Genomic DNA, 17,652 nt, shown 5'->3' on the forward strand with positions numbered 1-17,652 from the left:
TGAAGGGGGCGGCGGTGCCGCGACCCGTCCCGACGATACGCCGGGGCACGAGGCACCACCGAGGGACCCGGACGCACCTGTGGGGCAACACCTGAGGTGTTGCCCCACGGGTGGTCGTGCGGGCGCCGGAGCTACTTCTTGGTGATGAGGTGCAGCTCGGGCTGGTTCTGCCAGTTGAACTCGACGTTCTCGACGTTCTTCGAGGCGGCGGCAGCCACGTTCGAGTACCACAGCGGGATGGCCGGCAGGTCCTTGAAGAGGACCTCCTGGGCCTGCGACTGCAGCTCGTAGCGCTTGTCCTCGTCGGGCTCGCCGGCGATCTTCGTCATGAGGTCGTCGAACTCCTTGGAGGAGTAGTCGCCGTCGTTGGACCCGGCCTTGGTCTGGTACAGCGGGGCCAGGTAGTTGAAGATCGACGGGTAGTCAGGCTGCCAACCGGTGCGGAAGGCCGTCTTGATCGTGCGGTTCGTGACGTCGGAGCGCAGCTCGTCGAACGTGGCGTAGGCCTGGCCCTTGGCGTCGATGCCGAGGTTGTTCTTGAGCTGGTTCGCGATCGCGTCGACCCACTCCTTGTTGCCGGCGCCGTCACCGTTGTAGGCGATGACGAACGAGCCCTTGAACGGGGCGATGTCGTCGGCCTGGGCCCACAGCTTCTTGGCCTCGTCGGCGTCGAAGGTCAGCACGTCGCTGCCCGGGATGTCCTTATCGAAGCCCGGCATGACGGGCGCGGAGAAGTCCACGGCCGGCGTGCGGGTGTCGTCGAAGATGTTCTTGGTGATCTCGGGGCGGTTGATGGCCTTGGAGATCGCCTGACGACGCAGACGGCCCTCGTCGTTGGTGCCGAAGCCGGGCAGTCGCTCGGGGATGGTGACCGAGCCGAAGACTGAGCCGGGCTCGGAGATGGCCTGGACCGAGCTGTCGTCCTGGAAGGTCGACAGGGCGCTCGGGGGCACGGCGTCGAGGACGTCGAGGTCACCGGTCTGGACGGCGGTGTACGCCGTGTCCGGGTTCGTGAAGAACTTCAGCGTGACGCCGCCGTTCTTGGGCTTGCGGACGCCGTCGTACTCCTCGTTCGGGACGAGCTTGATCTGGACGTCGTGCTCCCAGGCACCCTTGCCGTCCATCTTGTACGGGCCGTTGCCGATCGGGTCCTCGCCGTAGGCCTTGATGTCCTCGAACGCGGACTCGGGCAGCGGGTAGAACGCCGAGTAGCCCAGACGCGCCGGGAAGTCGGCCTCGGCCTGGTTGAGCTCGATCGTGAAGGTCTTGTCGTCGACGACCTTGAGGCCCTCGAGCGTCTTGGCCGTCGGCTTCTCGGCCTGGACGGCGTCGAAGCCCTTGATCGGGTAGAAGAAGTAGCTGTTGAGCTGCTTGTTGGTGCTGAGCGCGCCGTAGTTCCACGCGTCGACGAACGACTTCGCGGTGACCGGCGTGCCGTCGGAGAACTTCCAGTCCTTCAGCTTCACGGTCCAGGTGACGTTGTCGTCGGACTCGATCGACTCCGCGACCTCGTTCACGCTCGAGCCGTCCTTCTGGTACGAGACCAGACCGGCGAAGAGCAGGTCGACGGCGCGACCGCCACCGGTCTCGTTCGTCGACGTGGGGACGAGCGGGTTCTGGGGCTCGGTGCTGAAGTTGGTGATCACCGAGTCGGTGGACCCGGAGTCGTCACCGCCTCCACCGCAGGCCGCCAGGACGAGGCTGCCCGCGGCGAGCAGGGCTACGCCCGCGACGCGAGTACGTCGGGAGAGACGCATGGATTCCTCCTGTGAAGATGGGTGCACGCAGTCGCGTGCGCCCCTATTGCTATCACCGGCGGACGGGCCTTCGACAGGCCTCGGAGGGGACTTCACCAACTTGCAACCTGATCAGGATGGGCCATGATGCGTGGCTCTCACGGGCCATGGACGCACGAGGGGCCCCGGACCGTGCGGTCCGGGGCCCCTCGTGGTGGAGCGGGTGGTGATCAGCCCTTGCGCGACTTCGCGGCCTCGGTGGCCTGCGGCAGGACCGTCTTGAGGTCGCCGACGACGCCGAAGTCGACGAGCTCGAAGATCGGAGCCTCCTCGTCCTTGTTGACGGCGACGATCGTCTTCGACGTCTGCATGCCGGCGCGGTGCTGGATGGCACCGGAGATGCCGTTGGCGACGTACAGCTGCGGCGAGACCGTCTTGCCGGTCTGGCCGACCTGGAAGCTGTGCGGGTACCAGCCGGAGTCGACGGCGGCGCGCGAGGCGCCCACGGCGGCACCGAGGGTGTCGGCGAAGGCCTCAACCTCGGAGAAGTCGCCGCCGGTGCCACGGCCGCCGGAGACGACGATCGCGGCCTCGGTCAGCTCGGGACGACCCGAGGCGGCCTTCTCCTTGGTGGAGACGATCTTGGCGCCCTTGGCGGCGTCGGAGACGTCGACCGAGACGGCCTCGACCGTGCCGGCGCCCGAGGCGGCCTCGGGGGCCACGGAGTTCGGCTTGACGGCGATGACCGGGATGCCCTTGGTCACCTGGGCGTCGACCGTGAAGTTGCCGGCGAAGACCGACTGCGTCGTGGTCACGGTGTCACCGTCGACCGACACGTCGACGGCGTCGGTGATGAGGCCCGACTCGGTCTTGAGCGCGACACGGGCCGCGATCTCCTTGCCCTCCGTGGTGGAGGGCACGAGCACCGCGGCGGCGGAGGCGTCGGTGACGATCTTGGTGAGCGCCTCGGCCTTGGGGCCGACGAGGTACTCGCCGTAGACGGCGTCGTCGAGCTGGTAGACCTTCTCCGCGCCGTGCTCGGCCAGCGAGGCCGGGACGTCGGCGCCGAAGACGACGGCCGACGGCTCGCCGATCTTGCGGGCGATCGTGAGGAGCTCGAGGCTGGGCTTGGTGGCGTTGCCGTCGACGACGTCGACGAGCACGATGACTTCGGACATCTCTCTACTCCTGCTCAGACGAACTTCTTGGAGGCGAGGAACTCGACGAGCTTCGTGCCGCCGTCGCCCTCGTCGGTGATGATCTCGCCGGCCGTGCGCGGGGGACGCGGCTCGGTGGTGACGACCTTGGTCCAGGCGGCGTCGAGGCCGACCTCGGACGCGTCGACGCCGAGGTCGGACAGGTCCCACTCCTCGACCGGCTTCTTCTTGGCGGCCATGATGCCCTTGAAGGACGGGTAGCGGGCCTCGCCGGTCTGGTCGGTGACGCTCACGACGAGCTTGCCGGAGCCCTGGATCTCCTGCGTGGCGACGTCACCGTCACGCTTGATCGTGACGCTGTCGCCGTCGACGCTGATCTCGCCGCCGAGGGTGACCGCGGGCAGGCCGAGGCGCTCGGCGACCAGGGTCGGGACGACGCCCATGCCGCCGTCGGTCGAGGCCATGCCGAAGAACACGAAGTCGTACTCGAGCTTCTCGAGCGCCTTCGCCAGCACGAGCGAGGTCGCGAAGGCGTCGGAGCCGGCGATCGCGTCGTCGTTCACGTGCACGCCCTTGTCCGCGCCCATCTGCAGGGCCTTGCGGACGGCGTCGGCGGCGTCGTCGGGGCCGACGGTCAGGACGGTGACCTCGCCGTCACCCTCCTCGACGACCTTGAGCGCCTGCTCGACGGCGTACTCGTCGAGCTCGGAGAGCAGTCCGTCGACGTTCTCACGGTCGACGGTGTTGTCGGACGAGTCGAAGGTGCGGTCGGCCGTGGCATCCGGCACGTACTTCACCGCGACGACGATGTTGGTCACGAGGACCCTCCTGTGGTCGGGGACGCGGCGTTCTACGCCGCGCTGTCGGGGACGTCCACCTTCCCACGTGGTGCTCCACGAGGTGAGGGCAGCCTTGCACGCAAGGTTACCGGCGAGTTACATACCGGGGCCAGGCGCGTCACCCATGGTATAGGTCACACGTCCGGGACACCTGTCGTCGCAGGCCTCGCGGGTCAGGATCGAGCGGGCCGGTGCAGGAGCGACGGGGCGAGCACGCCGACCGCCAGGTAGGCGACCGATCCCCCGCCGTAGGCCACGAACGACTCCTTCGCGGCGGCGTTCTCGCCGCTGAAGGAGACGAGCCCGCGCAGCGGCTGCGTGAGCGGGTCGGCGACGGTCGCGACCGACTGCAGCACGCCCGTCGACGGGTCGAACCCGAACGCCACGAGCAGCGCCGCGAGCGCGAGCGTGACCGACGCGACCAGGCCGAGGACGCCCAGCACCACGCCGACCAGTCCGACGACGCGACGGGCGGTCGACGGACCCTCCTGCGGGACCGAGGGCGGCTCGGGCACGTCGTCGGTGCCGGAGTCGTCACGACGCGCCACGGCCGCGGCGGCCTTCGCGCGGCGACGCTCGACGCGGTCCGCGCGACGCGCACGCGACGGTCGCTCCGTCGGCGTCGCCTCGACGGACGCGCCGTCGGTCGCGGCTTCGACCTCGGTGCCGGCCCCGGCCTCGGCGTCGCTCTCGGTGTCGGTGTCGGTGTCGGTGTCGGTGTCGGGGCGACGATCCGTCGCGGCGGGTGCGACGGGCTCGTCGACGGGCGGCTCGGCACGGTGGCTGCCGGGCGGGGTGGCCAGCGCGGCCCTCGCGGCCGCCTTGCTCTCCGCGCGACGGCGCGCCTTGGCCTGGGCGGCCTCCTCGGCGAGCCGCTTGCTCTCGGCACGCTCCTGCTCGCGCTCCTCGGCCTCGGCCGCCGACTGCTCGGCCTCCAGCTGCTTGACCTCCTCAGCCCATACCCGTTCGCGCTCGCGCTCCGCGGCAGCCTCCTCGCGGGCGCGGGCGCGCTCCTCGCGGGCGCGCTGCTTCTCGGCCTTCGCCTCCGCACGTCGCTGTGCACGCTCACGCTTCGCGGCGTCGCGGCGGGCCGCCTTGGCCTCCCGCGAGCCGGGTGCGGGGTCGGTCTCGGGTCGGCGCTCGGGCGTGTCGAGGGCTGCCTCGGCCCTCGCCAGCGGATCCGGGCGCGGACCGCCGTGGGTCGCCGCGATCCACGCGAGAGAGCCGGGCACGAGGTCCTCGTAGGAGCGCGTCACGCCGGGCGTCTGCGCCGGCGCGGCAGCATCGTCCGACGCAGGCGCGTCTGCCGGCACCGCAGCGTCGGACGACGTGTCACCATCGCCGTCCGCCTGCGCGGACGGCGCGTCCAGACCGGCGACGATGGCGCCGGCCGTCAGGTACTCAGGATCGCCGGATGACCCTTTTTTTGGTCGGGGGGACGGCTGCCCCGGGTCCGTCGCTCACCTCCGACGAGGCGTCGGGACCGACCTGGCTGGACGGCTCGTCGGCCGTCGACCTCTCCTCGACGAACTCCGCCACGGCGGGTGGCTCGAGCTCCGCGAAGCTCGGCACCTGCTTGGCCGACTGGTTCGCCGCGACGATGTGCGCCTGGGCGACGCGTTCGGCCTCCGCCTCAGCGGCCGCCACCCACTGCATCGCGGTGGCCTCGGCCTCGGCCAGCTTCTCCTCGGCCGCCGAGCGTGCCGCAGCAACGGCCTGCGTCAGACGCTCCTGCGCGTCGAGCTTGGCGCGCTGCACGACGCGGTCGGCCTCGGCGCGCGCCTCCTCGATGCGGCGCTGGGCGTCCTGCTCGGCCCGTTCGCCCACGGCTCGTGCCTCGGACTCGGCCTGGGCGATCCGGGCTGACGCCTGCTCCTCGGCCTCGGCGAGCTTCCGCTCGGCCTCGACACGGGCCTGCTCGGCCTCCTCCGCCTGACGACGCGCCGCCTCCTCACGCGCGGCGGCTGCCGCCCGCGCTGCGTCGGCAGCCTCGGCGGCCACGCGCTCGGCCTCGGCCTGCGCCGTCCGCACGCGCTCCTCCGACACCCGCTCGGCCTCGGCCAGCTTGGCCGAGGCCTGGTTGCGCTCGTCCTCGGCCTGCCGGGCGAGCTCGGCCGCCTCCGCGGTGACCCGCTCGACGTGAGCCCGTGCCTCGTCGCGCTCGCGCGCCAGCTCGGCCGCAGCCTGCTCGTGGCGCTCGGCGGCCTCCGACGCCAGCCGCTCGGCCTCGACCTCCTGGGCGTACTTCTCGGCCTCGGCCTTGGCGACAGCGACGTGCTGGGCGGACGTGCGCTCGGCGTCGGCGACGACCTTCTCGGCCTCCAGTCGCACCTGCTCGAGCTTCGCCTCGGCCTCGGCACGCTCCTTCTCGAGCTGCTGCAGGGCCGCCTCGCGGTCCTGGCGAGCGGCCTCGGCCAGCTTCTGGGCCTCGGCGCGTGCCTCGCTGATGCGGCGCTCCGCGTCCTGCTCGGCTGCGGCCAGGCGCCGCTGCGCGGCGTCCTCGGCATCGCGCTCACCCTGGGCGAGACGCTCGGCGGCGGTGCGCGCCGCCTCCTCCTCGGCCTCGGCGATGCGGCGCTCGGCCTCTGCCTTCGCCTCGTCGAGACGCTCCTGCGCGGCGCGCTCGGCCTCCGCGCGGGCCGCCTCGACCCGGGCGTCGGCCTCCTGCTGCAGCTGCTCGATCTTGGCGGCGGCGGCCTGCCGCTCGCGCTCGATCTCGACCGTGACGCGCTCGGCCTCGGCACGCGCCGCACGCACGCGCTCCTCGGCGGCCTGCTCGGCCGCCCGGAGCCGACCCTGCAGCACCTCGCGCTGCTCGGCCTCGTCGGCGCGGATCCGTGCGGCGACCTCGGCGCGCTCGCGTGCGGCCTCCTCCATGAGACGGGCGGCCTCGGCGCGGGCGGCGCTCACGCGCTGCTGCGCGGCGGCGCTGGCCGCGGCGAGCTTCTCGGCGAACGTGCTGGGCGCCGGAGCCTGCGCGGCCTGGTCGTCCTCGGCGGGCTGCTCCGACGTCACGGGGGTCTCCTCGGCCTGGGGGCCCTCGTCGTCCGACGGGACCGAGGCGGCCTCCGTCGTCTCCTGCTCGGAGGTCTCGTCCTGGGGTGCAGGCTGCTCGGCCTGCTCGGCGGCAATGCGCTCGGCCTCGGCCTGCTCCGCAGCAGCACGCTCGGCCTCGGCCTGCTCGGCAGCAGCGCGGTCAGCCTCAGCCTGCTCCGCCGCTGCGCGGTCAGCCTCAGCCTGCTCGGCAGCTGCGCGCTCGGCCTCAGCCTCGGCCTCAGCCTGCTCGGCCGCTGCACGCTCGGCCTCAGCCTGCTCCGCCGCTGCACGCTCGGCCTCTGCCTCGGCGTCGGCGGTGGAGGCGGTCTCGGGCTCGGCGAGGGAGGCGGCCGTGGGGGGCGCCCAGCGGCGCGTTCCCGCGGAGACGGCGACCTCGCGCGTCTCGTCCTCGGTGTCCTCGACCGCGGGCAGCGTCTGCGTCGCGTCGGACAGCGCCGCGTCGATGTGCTCGTCGTCGGCCGACGGCGTCGTCGTCGCCTCGACGGCCGGCTGCTCGGCCGTGGCGGAGACGTCCGCCACGGGCGTGCTTGCCTCAGGCGTGCTCGACTCAGGCGTGCTCGACTCAGGCGTGCTCGACTCGGGCGTGCTCGACTCGGGCGCGATCCGCTCCTGCGGCGCGACGGGCTGCGGCTCGGGCTCGCTCGCCTGCGCGGCCGCGCGCTCCTGGGCCTCGATGGCTTCCTCGGCCGCCTTCAGCGCGGGCTCCGGCTCGTCACCGTCGCGTCGGCCCCGGCGCGAGGCGTTGAACGCTCGGGCGGCGTTGCGCTCGGCGCGTCGCTTCTCGGCAGCCATCTGGCGCGCGGCACGCTGAGCTGCCCGCTTGGCCCGTCGGTCGTCCGGCGCACCGCGTCGCGCATCGTCCGCGGCGGCCTCGGTGTCGCCACCGGACTGCTCCAACATCTCGGCAGCCACCTTCAGCGGATCGGCGCGTCGACGCTCCTGCGGCTGGTTCGAACCTGAGTCGGTCATGACTACCCTTCTCGCGAGCACGGCGGCACGTCGCAGCACAGTATGCCCCATGCGTCCCTGGTGCCACAGGTGTTCCGTGGCGATGTCGAGGCGTGAGACCTCGGACCCGTCGTGAGGTCTCCCCCGCCTCGGTGGTCCGCCAGGTCACGACCCACTGAACGTGGCCTTCCCGGGACCGTTCTCGACGAAGGAGTCCATGCCGGCGCGGCGGTCGTCGGTGGCGAACAGCCCCGTGAACTCGATCCGCTCGATCTCCAGCCCGGTCTGCAGGTCCGTCTCGAGACCGCGGTCGACCGCACTCTTGGCCGCCCGCAGCGCGAGGGCCGGTCCTCCGACGAAGCCACGCGCCCACGCGACGGCTGCGTCGAGCACCTCCTCCGCGGGGAGGACGCGGTCGACGAGACCGATCCGCAGCGCCTCCTGCGCGTCGACGAAGCGACCCGTGAAGATGAGGTCCTTCGCGACCGACGGCCCCACGAGCCGCGCGAGCCTCTGGGTGCCTCCCGCGCCGGGGATGATGCCGAGCAGGATCTCGGGCTGCCCGAGCTTGGCGTTCTCCGCCGCGAACCGCAGGTCGGTGGAGAGCGCGAGCTCGCAGCCCCCGCCGAGGGCGAAGCCGGTGATCACGGAGACCGTCGGCTTGCCGATGGCGGCGACCGCGCGCGTGAACTCCTGCAGGAGATGACCGTGGCGCACCATCTCCTGGTACGACATCGCGGCCATCTCCTTCACGTCGGCACCGGCCGCGAACACCTTCGGTCCGCCGTGCAGCACGACCGCAGCGACGTCGTCGCGCGTGTCCACCTCCCGCGCCACCTCGACCAGCTCGCGCTGGACCTGCGCGTCGAGCGCGTTCATGGGCGGGCGGACGAGCTGGACGAGGGCGACGCCGTCGGTCACCTCGAGCTGGACGAGCTGGGTCACGCTGGTTCCTTCCGTCGGGCCGGCGTCGTGACGCCGACCACAGGGCCGTGGCCGTGAGCATAGGAGGAGAGCCACCTGCTCCGACGCGCGGGTGAACAGGGTGCGGACCGCCTCCGAGCCACTAGCGTGTCCCCATGGTCGCTCGGGTCCCGGTGCTGGAAGTCCGTCCGTGCCTCGACCGCGGGCGGTTCCCGGCGAAGGTGGTCCCCGGCGAACCACTGACCGTCGAGGCGCTCGTGCTGCCCGACACGGTCGACGTCGGCGCCGCGGTCGTGCTCACCGCGCCCGACGGCAAGCGACGCGACCCGGTGCCCATGCGGCACCTCGGCGACCACGTCTGGTCCGCCACGGTGACGGCCGACGCGGTGGGCGCGTGGACCTACCACGTGGAGAGCTGGCAGGAGTCCCTGCGCACGTGGGCGGGCCGGGTCGTGACCGACATCGACCACGGGGCCGACCCCGAGACGGTGCTCGCCCAGGGCAGTGCGCTCGTGCTCGCGCTCGGCAACGAGGACCCAGCAGCGCTCGAGGTGGGCGACGACCTCCTCGACACCACGACACCGGCCCACGAGCGGCTCGCCGAGGGACTGGCCTACGTGGCGTCCCTGCCCGAGCACCTGGGCCGGGCCGACGTCGGCTCGACCGAGCCGCTCCCCCTGCGCGTCGACCCCGAGCGCGCCCTCGTCGGGGCCTGGTACCGCCTGGCGCCCTCCACGCCCGACGGCACGCTCGCCGACGCCACCGCACGCCTCGACGACGTCGCCGCCCTGGGCTTCGACGTCGTCCGCCTCCCGCCGCTGCACCCCACGCGCGGTCGCCCGTGGCACTCCGCTCCCGTCGTCGGGGGGCACCTCGACGTCGATCCGCGGCTCGGCACCGTCGCCGACCTCGACGCCCTCGTGCAGCGGGCCCACCGGGTCGGGCTCGAGGTGGCCCTGGAGCTGACGTGGACGGTCGCGCCCGGTCACCCGTGGCTCGAGCAGCACGCCGGCTGGTTCGTCCCGACCGGGGACGACACCTGGCGGCTGGATCCCGATGCCGAGCCGGCCGGCGTGCTCGGTCTGGTGCTCGAGACGCTCGTCGGCTGGGCCGACCGTGGCGTCGGCGCCTTCGTGGTCCGGGACGCGCACCACTGGCCGCTCGGGCTGTGGGAGCACGTGCTGCGCGAGCTGGCCGCGGCAGCACCCGACGTGCTCCTGCTGTCGGAGGGCGACGCGAGCCCCGCGCAGGCTCACGCCCTGGCGCTCGTCGGGTTCCACCAGACGACGCCGGCGCTGCACGACGCCCTCGGCCTCGCCGACGTCGAGGACGTCCTGGCGGGCGTGGGCCGCGGGTCGGTCACGCGGACGCACCTCGTGGCCGCGCCCGGCGGCGGACGGGCCTCGACCCTGGACGACGGCGGCGCCGCCACGCGGTGCGCGTGGGCGGCGGTCGCCGCGCTGGGCAGCCCGGCCTGGGAGACGAGCAGCACCCTGGAGGAGGTCGACGGGCCGAGCTCGGAGCCCGAGCCCGACGTGGCGACGTTCCTCGGTCGCCTCAACGAGCTGCGTCGTGCGCACCCCGCCCTGCGTCGTCGACGCGGCCTCGTGCTGCACCGCGTCCACCACGCCGGTGTGCTCGCGTTCAGCCGGAGCGACGGCGAGGACGCGCTGCTCGTCGTCGTCGACCTGTTCCCCGCCTTCCCCAAGTCCGTGGGCGTGCCGGACGCGCTCGGCGCGCCCGGGGAACGGCTGCAGGACGAGCTGGACGGCACCTGGCACACCCTCGACGCCCTCACGCTCGACCCGGCGCACCCCGTGCGCGTGCTGACCGCACGCCGCTGAGCGCAGCCGTCCACGCGCCGGACCCCGCTGCGTCCCGGTGACCGGCCGCGTACGGTGACGACGTGACCGCCATCCTGCGTGACGACGACCTCCACCTCGAGCCGACGAGCGGCGCGGACGGCCTGCGCGGCTGGTCCGTGGTCGTCGGCGGGGAGCGCCGCGGCACGATCGCCCTGCTCGACGAGGGACGCGGCACCGGCTCCGTGCGCTGGAACACCGGCACCGGCGAGCAGTCGCTGGGCCTGGCCGTGCGCGCCCTGCGCCTGGTGCTCGCGCACGCGTTCGACGACCTCGCGCTCCAGAGGGTCGAGGCACGTGTCCCGGTCGAGCGCACCGGCGACGTCCGCGCGGCGTCGATCAGCGGGCTGCGACGCGAGGGCATCGCCAGGGGTGCCGGCGACTCCCCCGACCGCGCCCTGCTCGCCCGGCTGCGCGACGACCCGCCGGCCGACAGCCGCGACGGCTTCATCGCGCTGCTGAACGCCGGTCTGCCGACGAAGCGGGTCATCTCGCAGGGCGTCCTGCGCGACGGCGAGGGTCGGGTGCTGCTCTGCCAGCTCACCTACAAGCAGGAGTGGGACCTGCCCGGCGGTGTCGTGGAGGTCGGCGAGTCGCCCTCGGAGGGGCTCGTCCGCGAGCTGGAGGAGGAGCTCGGCCTCACCCTGACCGTCCACGGTCTGCTCACCGTGAACTGGCTCCCGGCCTGGCGCGGGTGGGACGACGCCTGCGTCTTCGTGTTCGACCTGGGCGTGGCCGACGCCTCGCTCGTCGACACCATGGCGCTGCAGCCGACGGAGATCGCCGGGGTGCACTGGTGCGACGCCGACACCGTCCGCACGCGCGCGACTGCTGCCGCGACCGAGCTGCTGGAGGCTCTCGCCGGGGGTGACGTCCCGCCCTACCGGGAGGCGCCGCTCGCCCCCGAGCCGCCGGTCGTCTGAGTCCTCAGGGCCCCTCGGCCTCCACCACGCCCCCGTACTGGCCGATGACGCGGGGGCGCCCCGACCCGCCGGGGATCTCGACCAGCACCTGGTGCAGGTAGCGCAGACGCCCGGACGAGGAGACCCCCGACTCCAGCAGCGCCTTCTGCGGCGAGTCGTCCGGCCAGGTCACCTGGATGCCGTCGCGCACGCGGTAGGAGTCGACCCGCTCGAGGGTGGCGAAGACGAGCGCTCCGCCGTCGGCGGTCCGCAGCGCGTGGGTGACCTTCTCGGCCTTCCACGTCTGGGCGAAGCGGACGCCGTCGAGCGCGGCGTTGCGTCGCGCCGCGGTGCGCATCTGCGCACGGAAGTCGTCGTTCTCGATCGTCCGCGCCGCTGCCGTCGACGGGTCCTCGAGAGCGGCGGCGTAGCGGTCGGCGGCCTGCTGCGGCGACATGCTCATGCCTGTGGCGCTGCGAGGGTCGACCGTCAGCGCCGCGCCGTCGCGCTCCCGCAGGTCGGGCAGACGCGTGCTCAGCACCGTCTCGGGGCTTGCCACGAGGAACCAGGGGTCGACGGCCGACCCGCGCTCGAAGACCTGCACGCGGTTGACCTTCGCAGCCTGGTCGCGCACCTCGACGACGAACCAGAGCGGGTAGGCAGTGAACCGAGGCACCGCGAGCCGCTCGACCTGGTCGGAGGTGCCGTCGGACCCCACGCCGCGCGAGAGGCGCTGCGCGACGTCGAAGGACCCGGTGTCGATCGCGAGCACCGCGCCGCTCTCGACCGTCGACAGCGGCTTGGGGTCGAGCAGCTTCGCGGCCGCCTCCCGGACCTGGTCGTAGCGGCTCAGCACCTGCTCCACCCCAGCGCGGTCGATCGGGACCGTCGACGCGGGTCGGTCGTCGCGGGGGCGCGGCACGGTGCAGGACGTCAGGACCAGCACGCAGGCCAGCAGCACCACGACCGGTGCGGACCGTCGGCTCATCGGTCCCGCCTCTCGTCGTCCGCCGAGCGCTCGTCCGCCGGCTCGTCGTCGGCGAGCTCGTAGTCGGCGAGCTCCTCCTCGGACACCTCGTGCTCCACGCCGTCCTCGTCGACGAACACGTAGACGACCGCCGGGGGCGGCACCTCGACGGCCACGTCGCCCGCGCTGTCCAGGTCGGGGCCGGCCGGATCGGGGTGGGTGGAGTCGGGGCTGATGGAGTCGGGGCTGATGGAGTCGGGGCTGGTGGGGTCGGGGCCGGTCGGCTCGAGCGCGTCGGCGGCCAGACGCTCCTGCAGGCGCGCCGCCTCCTCGGCCGTGATCTCGTGCTCGACCCCGCGCTCGTCGACGAACACGTAGACCTCCTCCTCCACGACCTCGACCTCCTCCCCCACCTCGAGCGGTCCGTCACCGCGCTCGCGCCACGGACGTCGCAGACCGCCGGACGACGCCGACGGTCCGCGCCGCAGGAGCAGGCCCGACCAGATGAGTCCCAGTCCGCCGAGCAGCGCGCCGAGACCGAGGCCGAAGCCGCCCCGCACGCCGTAGGCGAACGTGACCCGCAGGCCCGAGAGGTCCGAGGCGCCGACGGCGAGGATCGCGAGCGAGACCGGCGTGTCGGGCAGGGTCGTGCTGATCGACGCACCCCCGAGGCCAGCCGAGTCCGCGATCCACCAGTCCAGGGCCGTGGGCGCGCCGGGCAGCGCGGCTCGACCCCGACGCTCCGCCGTGCGCACCGTCCACGGCGCGCGGAACGAGGTGACCTCGAGCCGTCGTGTGCCGGCCAGGTAGTCCTGCACGTCGACGGTGTTGCCGAGGCCGACGAACACCGGCTTGTTCACCGGGACCTCCACCAGGACGTCGACCTGGAGTCCGCGGTAGGTGATGACGTCGGGTGCCGTGACCACGGCGACGCCGTCGGTCCGGACCGTGTGCGGACCCGTCGTGAACCGGCTGTCGGGGCCGAGCACCGCCATGACGGCTGCTCCGGCGAGCGCGAGGAGAAGACCGACCACGACGAGCGGCCAGGCCAGACGTCGCGCCATCACCCCTCCTCGCCGTGGCCGCTCCCACGGCTGCCGTCGCCGCACCCTAACGCGCAGGCGAGGCGCTCGCCGTCAGAAGAGCGCCGACGCCAGGGCGCGTCGCGCGTCGGCGACACGGGGGTCGGTGGTGCCCACCACCGTGAACAGCTCCAGGAGCCGCTCGCGGATCCGGTCGCGGTCCTCACCGTGCGCGGTGCGGACCAGCCCGACGAGCCGGGCGAACGCATCCTCCACGTGTCCGCCGCTCACGTCGAGGTCGGCGACGAGCAGCTGGGCGTCGACGTCGTCAGGGGCGTCCGCGGCGGCCTTGCGGGCCTGCTGGAGGTCTGCGTCCTTGGTGCGGGCGAACAGCTTGACGCCGGCCAGCCGCTCGGCGACCTCGGCGTCGCCGGGGTGCTGCAGGGCGAGCCGCTCGTACTCGGCCACGGCCGTGTCGGTGTCACCCGCGGCGAACGCCGCGTCCGCAGCGGCGAAGCGGGGGTCGTCCGCGGGCTCCTCCGGCTCGGCGGACTCGCCACCGGCCGGGGTCGCCCGTCCGGTCAGCCCGTTCTGCACCGCGAGCGCCACCAGCTGCTCGAGGTACTGGCGCACCTCGGCCTCCTCGGCGAGGCCCTGGAAGAGGGGCACCGGCTGGCCCTTCACGAGACCGACGACGACCGGGACGCCCTGCGCCTGCAGCGCCTGGGCGATCGCCGGGTTGGCGTCGATGTCGACCGCGGCCAGCAGGATCCGTCCCTCGAGCGTGTCGACGACCCGGCCGAGGAGGTCGACGAAGTCGCGGCTCTGGGGTGCGCGGGGCGACCAGAGGGCGAGCACGACGACGTGCTGCATCGACGCCTCGAGCGCGACGGTCTGGAAGGTCTGCTCCGACACGTCGACCGTGTAGCCACCGCCGGGACCCGACGGGCCGGCCGGCGGGGCGGACGGCTTGGCCAGGGCGGAGAGGTCGATGGCACCAGGGCGCGAGAAGCTCATGGCCCCATCCTAGGAACTCGCCCCCGGCGGCTCCCCCTGCCGTCCGCGACGTCCAACGGTCGGGTGCGTCAGCGCCCGTCGTGGAGGGGCCGCGGACCGTCCGGGCGCGGCCCGCGCAGCCCGGCACGCTGCACGACCCGCTGGATCGTCAGATCGCGCTCGTCGGGGTCGCCGATGTAGCGGATGTCGCGCAGCCCCTGTGCCTGCGCGGCGGACTCGAACACGAAGTGCCCGTAGCCCAGCACGCGCCCCACGAACGGCTTCTCGACCGTGATGTCGAGGATGCGGGTGATCGGCATCGTCGCGATGCGGACCGAGAAGACGCCCGAGGCGCGGAAGACGCGCATGTTGGTGATGACGAAGACGTCTCGGTGCTCACGGGCGACGCCGTAGAGCGCGTACCCGAGCCCACCGGCCGCCAGCAGCAGGAAGAACCAGCCGAGCTGGATGGGGCCGACGAACGCCAGCACGCCGACGAGCAGCGCGGCCAGCGCGATCGCCGCAGGACGCAGGTACACGACGCCGTGCTTGCGCACGAGGTCGATGACGTGCTCACCCTCCTCGGCGAGGAGGTGACCCTCGACGTCCTGGTCCGGGATCCGCGCCAGCAGGGCGGCCAGCGCGGAGCTGCCCAGCACGGGACTACCGGGTGAGCTCGTCGACGAAGATGAAGACCTGCCCGAAGGCGTCGATGACCGCGTTGACCGCACCGCTGACCGCGTCGGCAGCGCCGGCGGGCGCGGTCAACAGGTAGTAGACCACGAACGCGGCGACGAGGAGAACGAGGACCTTCTTCAGCACGGCACCATTCCTACCCCAGCCGGGCCTCACGACCCGGCAGGCGCGGCCGGCGTGGCCCGTCCCACGTCAGTCCGGGACGTGTCGTGGACTCACTGGACGACGTCGAGCAGCACGTCCGCGGCCGCGAACGGGTCCTGGTCGCCCGCGAGCACGTCGGCGGCGAGGTCGTCGAGCCTCGCGTCGGCGCCCACGTGCCCGAACCGCTCCCGCAGCTCGTGCACGGCGACCGCCTCGATCTCGCGTCGGGTGCGGGCGAGCCGACGACGACGCAGGTCTCCCGAGGCCTCCTGGTGGGCGCGGTGACGGTCGATCTCGGTGACGACGTCGTCGATGCCCTCGCCCCGTGACGCGACGGTGAGCACGATCGGCGGCTTCCAGGCACCCTCGGGACGTTCGGCCATGGCGACCATGGAGCGCAGCTCGCGGCGGGTGGACTGCGCACCGTCGCGGTCGGCCTTGTTGACGACGAACACGTCGCCGACCTCGAGGATGCCGGCCTTCGCAGCCTGGATGCCGTCGCCCATGCCGGGCGCGAGCAGGACGAGCGTCGTGTCGGCGAGCCCCGCCACCTCGACCTCCGACTGTCCCACACCCACCGTCTCGACGAGCACGACGTCGCAGCCGGCCGCGTCGAGCACCCTCAGCGCGTGCGGCGCGGCCCACGACAGCCCGCCGAGGTGCCCACGGCTGGCCATCGAGCGGATGTAGACGCCGTCGTCCGTGGCGTGGTCGCCCATGCGGATCCGGTCGCCGAGCAGCGCGCCGCCCGTGAATGGAGACGTCGGGTCCACGGCCAGCACGCCCACGCGCTTGCCGCGTGCGCGCAGCGCCGTGACCAGGGCGGCCGTCGACGTCGACTTGCCGACGCCGGGCGAGCCGGTGAGGCCGACCACGTGCGCCCGGCCCACGAGGGGCGCGAGCGCCGCACTGACCTCGCGGAGGACAGGTGACTCGTCCTCCACGAGGGAGATGAGACGGGCGACCGCCCGGGGCTGCCCCTCGCGTAGTCGCGCGACGAGGTCGGCGACGTCGGGTGCGCGCAGGCGCGAGGCAGCCACGGGCGGTCGGTGAGGGCTGGTCGGCGTCAGGCGGACGGCACCGTGATCAGCAGGGCGTCGCCCTGGCCGCCGCCACCGCACAGCGCGGCTGCACCGAGGCCACCGCCGCGACGCTTGAGCTCCAGCGCCAGGTGCAGCACGATGCGCGCGCCGCTCATGCCGATGGGATGACCGAGGGAGATCGCGCCGCCGTTGACGTTGACGATGTCCTCGGAGATGCCGAGCTTGCGCGTGGACGCGATGCCCACCGCGGCGAACGCCTCGTTGAGCTCCACCAGGTCGAGGTCGGCAGCGGTCTTGCCCTGCTTGGCGAGCGCCTTCTCGATCGCGTTCGCGGGCTGCTCCTGGAGCGTGGAGTCGGGGCCCGACACGTTGCCGTGCGCGCCGATCTCGGCGATCCAGCTCAGACCCAGCTCCTCGGCCTTCGCCTTGCTCATCACCACGACGGCGGCGGCGCCGTCGGAGATCTGGCTGGCCGTGCCGGCGGTGATGGTGCCGTCCTTGGAGAACGCCGGACGCAGCCGACCGAGCGACTCGGCGGTGGTGTCGCCGCGGACGCCCTCGTCGGCGGAGACGACGACCGGGTCGCCCTTGCGCTGCGGGATCTCGACGGGGACGATCTCCTCGTCGAAGACGCCGTTCTTCTGCGCGGTGGCCGCGAGCTGGTGCGAGCGGGCACCGAAGGCGTCCTGCTCCTCACGCGTGAACGCGTCGAGGTCGGCGTTGCGCTGCTCGGTGAGCGCGCCCATCGCCTGGTCGGTCAGCGCGTCCCACAGGCCGTCGTACTCCATGTGGTCGAGCAGGGTGGTCTTGCCGTACTTGGTGCCCTCGCGCGAGCCCTGGAGCAGGTGCGGCGCCTGCGTCATCGACTCCTGACCGCCGGCGACGACGACGTCGTACTCGCCCGCACGGATCAGCTGGTCGGCCAGCGCGATCGCGTTGATGCCGGAGAGACAGACCTTGTTGATGGTGAGCGCGGGGACGTCGAGCGGGATGCCGCCCTTGAACGCAGCCTGCCGGGCGGGGACCTGCCCGGCGCCGGCGCCGAGGACCTGGCCCATGATCACGTAGTCGACCTGGTCGCCGGTGATGCCGGCCTTCTCGAGGGCACCCTTGATGGCGATGCCACCGAGGTCGGTGCCGGACAGCGTCTTGAGGCCGCCGAGGAGGCGACCGATCGGCGTGCGGGCGCCGGCGACGATCACGGACTGGGTCATGGGGTTGCTCCCTTGCATGGACACAGGTGGTGGGGTGCGGGTCACTCTACTCGCGAGTCACATCCGTGGTCCCGGGGTGTGCGTCACGTCACGACGTCGCGGGCACGGCACCGCTCCTCCCGTCGCGCCTCACGCGTCCTCGGGG

Annotated in this window: 15 protein-coding genes; 2 read left to right on the plus strand and 13 right to left on the minus strand. The window is 73.1% G+C overall.

What is annotated here, in order from left to right; translation table 11 throughout:
* Positions 1–131 precede the first annotated feature (131 nt).
* From A6Q81_RS07095 to A6Q81_RS07120, 6 genes are all read right to left on the minus strand, one after another.
* Positions 132–1,757, minus strand: coding sequence for a peptide ABC transporter substrate-binding protein (locus A6Q81_RS07095; RefSeq protein ID WP_067856379.1), 1,626 nt, complete (start codon positions 1,755–1,757; stop codon positions 132–134).
* Positions 1,758–1,966: 209 nt separating this feature from the next.
* Entirely contained in the window at positions 1,967–2,914 is a 948-nt protein-coding gene (locus A6Q81_RS07100) for an electron transfer flavoprotein subunit alpha/FixB family protein (RefSeq protein WP_286689990.1), read from the minus strand.
* Positions 2,915–2,928: 14 nt separating this feature from the next.
* Entirely contained in the window at positions 2,929–3,711 is a 783-nt protein-coding gene (locus A6Q81_RS07105; protein ID WP_067856373.1) for an electron transfer flavoprotein subunit beta/FixA family protein, read from the minus strand.
* 194 nt (positions 3,712–3,905) lie between these two features.
* Complete coding sequence (locus tag A6Q81_RS07110; protein ID WP_286689991.1) at positions 3,906–4,988, minus strand: hypothetical protein; 1,083 nt, start codon at positions 4,986–4,988, stop codon at positions 3,906–3,908.
* 145 nt (positions 4,989–5,133) lie between these two features.
* Positions 5,134–7,758 carry a coiled-coil domain-containing protein gene (locus tag A6Q81_RS07115; protein WP_286689992.1) on the minus strand — a complete coding sequence of 875 codons (2,625 nt, stop codon included), beginning with the start codon at positions 7,756–7,758 and terminating at the stop codon, positions 5,134–5,136.
* Between the two features lie 144 nt (positions 7,759–7,902).
* Complete coding sequence (locus tag A6Q81_RS07120) at positions 7,903–8,682, minus strand: enoyl-CoA hydratase/isomerase family protein (protein WP_083516317.1); 780 nt, start codon at positions 8,680–8,682, stop codon at positions 7,903–7,905.
* Positions 8,683–8,816: 134 nt separating this feature from the next.
* Here A6Q81_RS07120 and A6Q81_RS07125 point away from each other — a divergent pair, with 134 nt between their 5' ends.
* Together A6Q81_RS07125 and A6Q81_RS07130 are read left to right on the plus strand one after the other, a co-directional pair.
* Entirely contained in the window at positions 8,817–10,505 is a 1,689-nt protein-coding gene (locus A6Q81_RS07125) for a maltotransferase domain-containing protein (protein ID WP_286689993.1), read from the plus strand.
* A gap of 62 nt (positions 10,506–10,567) precedes the next feature.
* Positions 10,568–11,446: an NUDIX domain-containing protein gene (locus A6Q81_RS07130; protein WP_286689994.1), complete on the plus strand. Its 879-nt coding sequence runs from the start codon at positions 10,568–10,570 to the stop codon at positions 11,444–11,446.
* Between the two features lie 4 nt (positions 11,447–11,450).
* Here A6Q81_RS07130 and A6Q81_RS07135 read toward each other — a convergent pair whose 3' ends face one another.
* From A6Q81_RS07135 to A6Q81_RS07165, 7 genes are all read right to left on the minus strand, one after another.
* Positions 11,451–12,413 (minus strand): DUF8094 domain-containing protein, encoded by a 963-nt coding sequence (locus A6Q81_RS07135; RefSeq protein WP_286689995.1) that lies wholly within the window; start codon positions 12,411–12,413, stop codon positions 11,451–11,453.
* Positions 12,410–13,456, minus strand: a complete 1,047-nt coding sequence (locus A6Q81_RS07140) for a hypothetical protein (RefSeq protein ID WP_286689996.1) — start codon at positions 13,454–13,456, stop codon at positions 12,410–12,412. The genes A6Q81_RS07135 and A6Q81_RS07140 overlap by 4 nt, the downstream gene beginning before the upstream one ends.
* 72 nt (positions 13,457–13,528) lie before the next feature.
* Positions 13,529–14,431, minus strand: coding sequence for a tetratricopeptide repeat protein (locus A6Q81_RS07145; protein ID WP_067856352.1), 903 nt, complete (start codon positions 14,429–14,431; stop codon positions 13,529–13,531).
* Between the two features lie 68 nt (positions 14,432–14,499).
* The gene (locus A6Q81_RS07150; protein WP_236749841.1) at positions 14,500–15,069 is read right to left on the minus strand and encodes a PH domain-containing protein; all 570 of its coding nucleotides are present in this window, start codon (positions 15,067–15,069) and stop codon (positions 14,500–14,502) included.
* Between the two features lie 4 nt (positions 15,070–15,073).
* Positions 15,074–15,232 carry a hypothetical protein gene (locus A6Q81_RS07155; protein WP_169795969.1) on the minus strand — a complete coding sequence of 53 codons (159 nt, stop codon included), beginning with the start codon at positions 15,230–15,232 and terminating at the stop codon, positions 15,074–15,076.
* Between the two features lie 89 nt (positions 15,233–15,321).
* Entirely contained in the window at positions 15,322–16,290 is a 969-nt protein-coding gene (gene meaB / locus A6Q81_RS07160) for a methylmalonyl Co-A mutase-associated GTPase MeaB (RefSeq protein WP_236749840.1), read from the minus strand.
* 26 nt (positions 16,291–16,316) lie between these two features.
* On the minus strand, positions 16,317–17,507 hold the full coding sequence (locus tag A6Q81_RS07165; RefSeq protein WP_067856349.1) for an acetyl-CoA C-acetyltransferase: 1,191 nt from the start codon (positions 17,505–17,507) through the stop codon (positions 16,317–16,319).
* Between the last annotated feature and the right edge of the window lie 145 nt (positions 17,508–17,652).

The organism is Aeromicrobium sp. REDSEA-S38_B2, assembly GCF_001628525.1.
GTDB lineage: Bacteria > Actinomycetota > Actinomycetes > Propionibacteriales > Nocardioidaceae > Aeromicrobium > Aeromicrobium erythreum.

Coding starts and splice junctions, on each gene's coding strand:
- A6Q81_RS07100 (WP_286689990.1), bottom strand. CDS start 2,914: ATGTCCGAAGTCATCGTGCTCGTCGACGTCGTCGACGGCAACGCCACC.
- A6Q81_RS07165 (WP_067856349.1), bottom strand. CDS start 17,507: ATGACCCAGTCCGTGATCGTCGCCGGCGCCCGCACGCCGATCGGTCGC.
- A6Q81_RS07095 (WP_067856379.1), bottom strand. CDS start 1,757: ATGCGTCTCTCCCGACGTACTCGCGTCGCGGGCGTAGCCCTGCTCGCC.
- A6Q81_RS07145 (WP_067856352.1), bottom strand. CDS start 14,431: ATGAGCTTCTCGCGCCCTGGTGCCATCGACCTCTCCGCCCTGGCCAAG.
- A6Q81_RS07125 (WP_286689993.1), top strand. CDS start 8,817: ATGGTCGCTCGGGTCCCGGTGCTGGAAGTCCGTCCGTGCCTCGACCGC.
- A6Q81_RS07135 (WP_286689995.1), bottom strand. CDS start 12,413: ATGAGCCGACGGTCCGCACCGGTCGTGGTGCTGCTGGCCTGCGTGCTG.
- A6Q81_RS07115 (WP_286689992.1), bottom strand. CDS start 7,758: ATGACCGACTCAGGTTCGAACCAGCCGCAGGAGCGTCGACGCGCCGAT.
- A6Q81_RS07140 (WP_286689996.1), bottom strand. CDS start 13,456: ATGGCGCGACGTCTGGCCTGGCCGCTCGTCGTGGTCGGTCTTCTCCTC.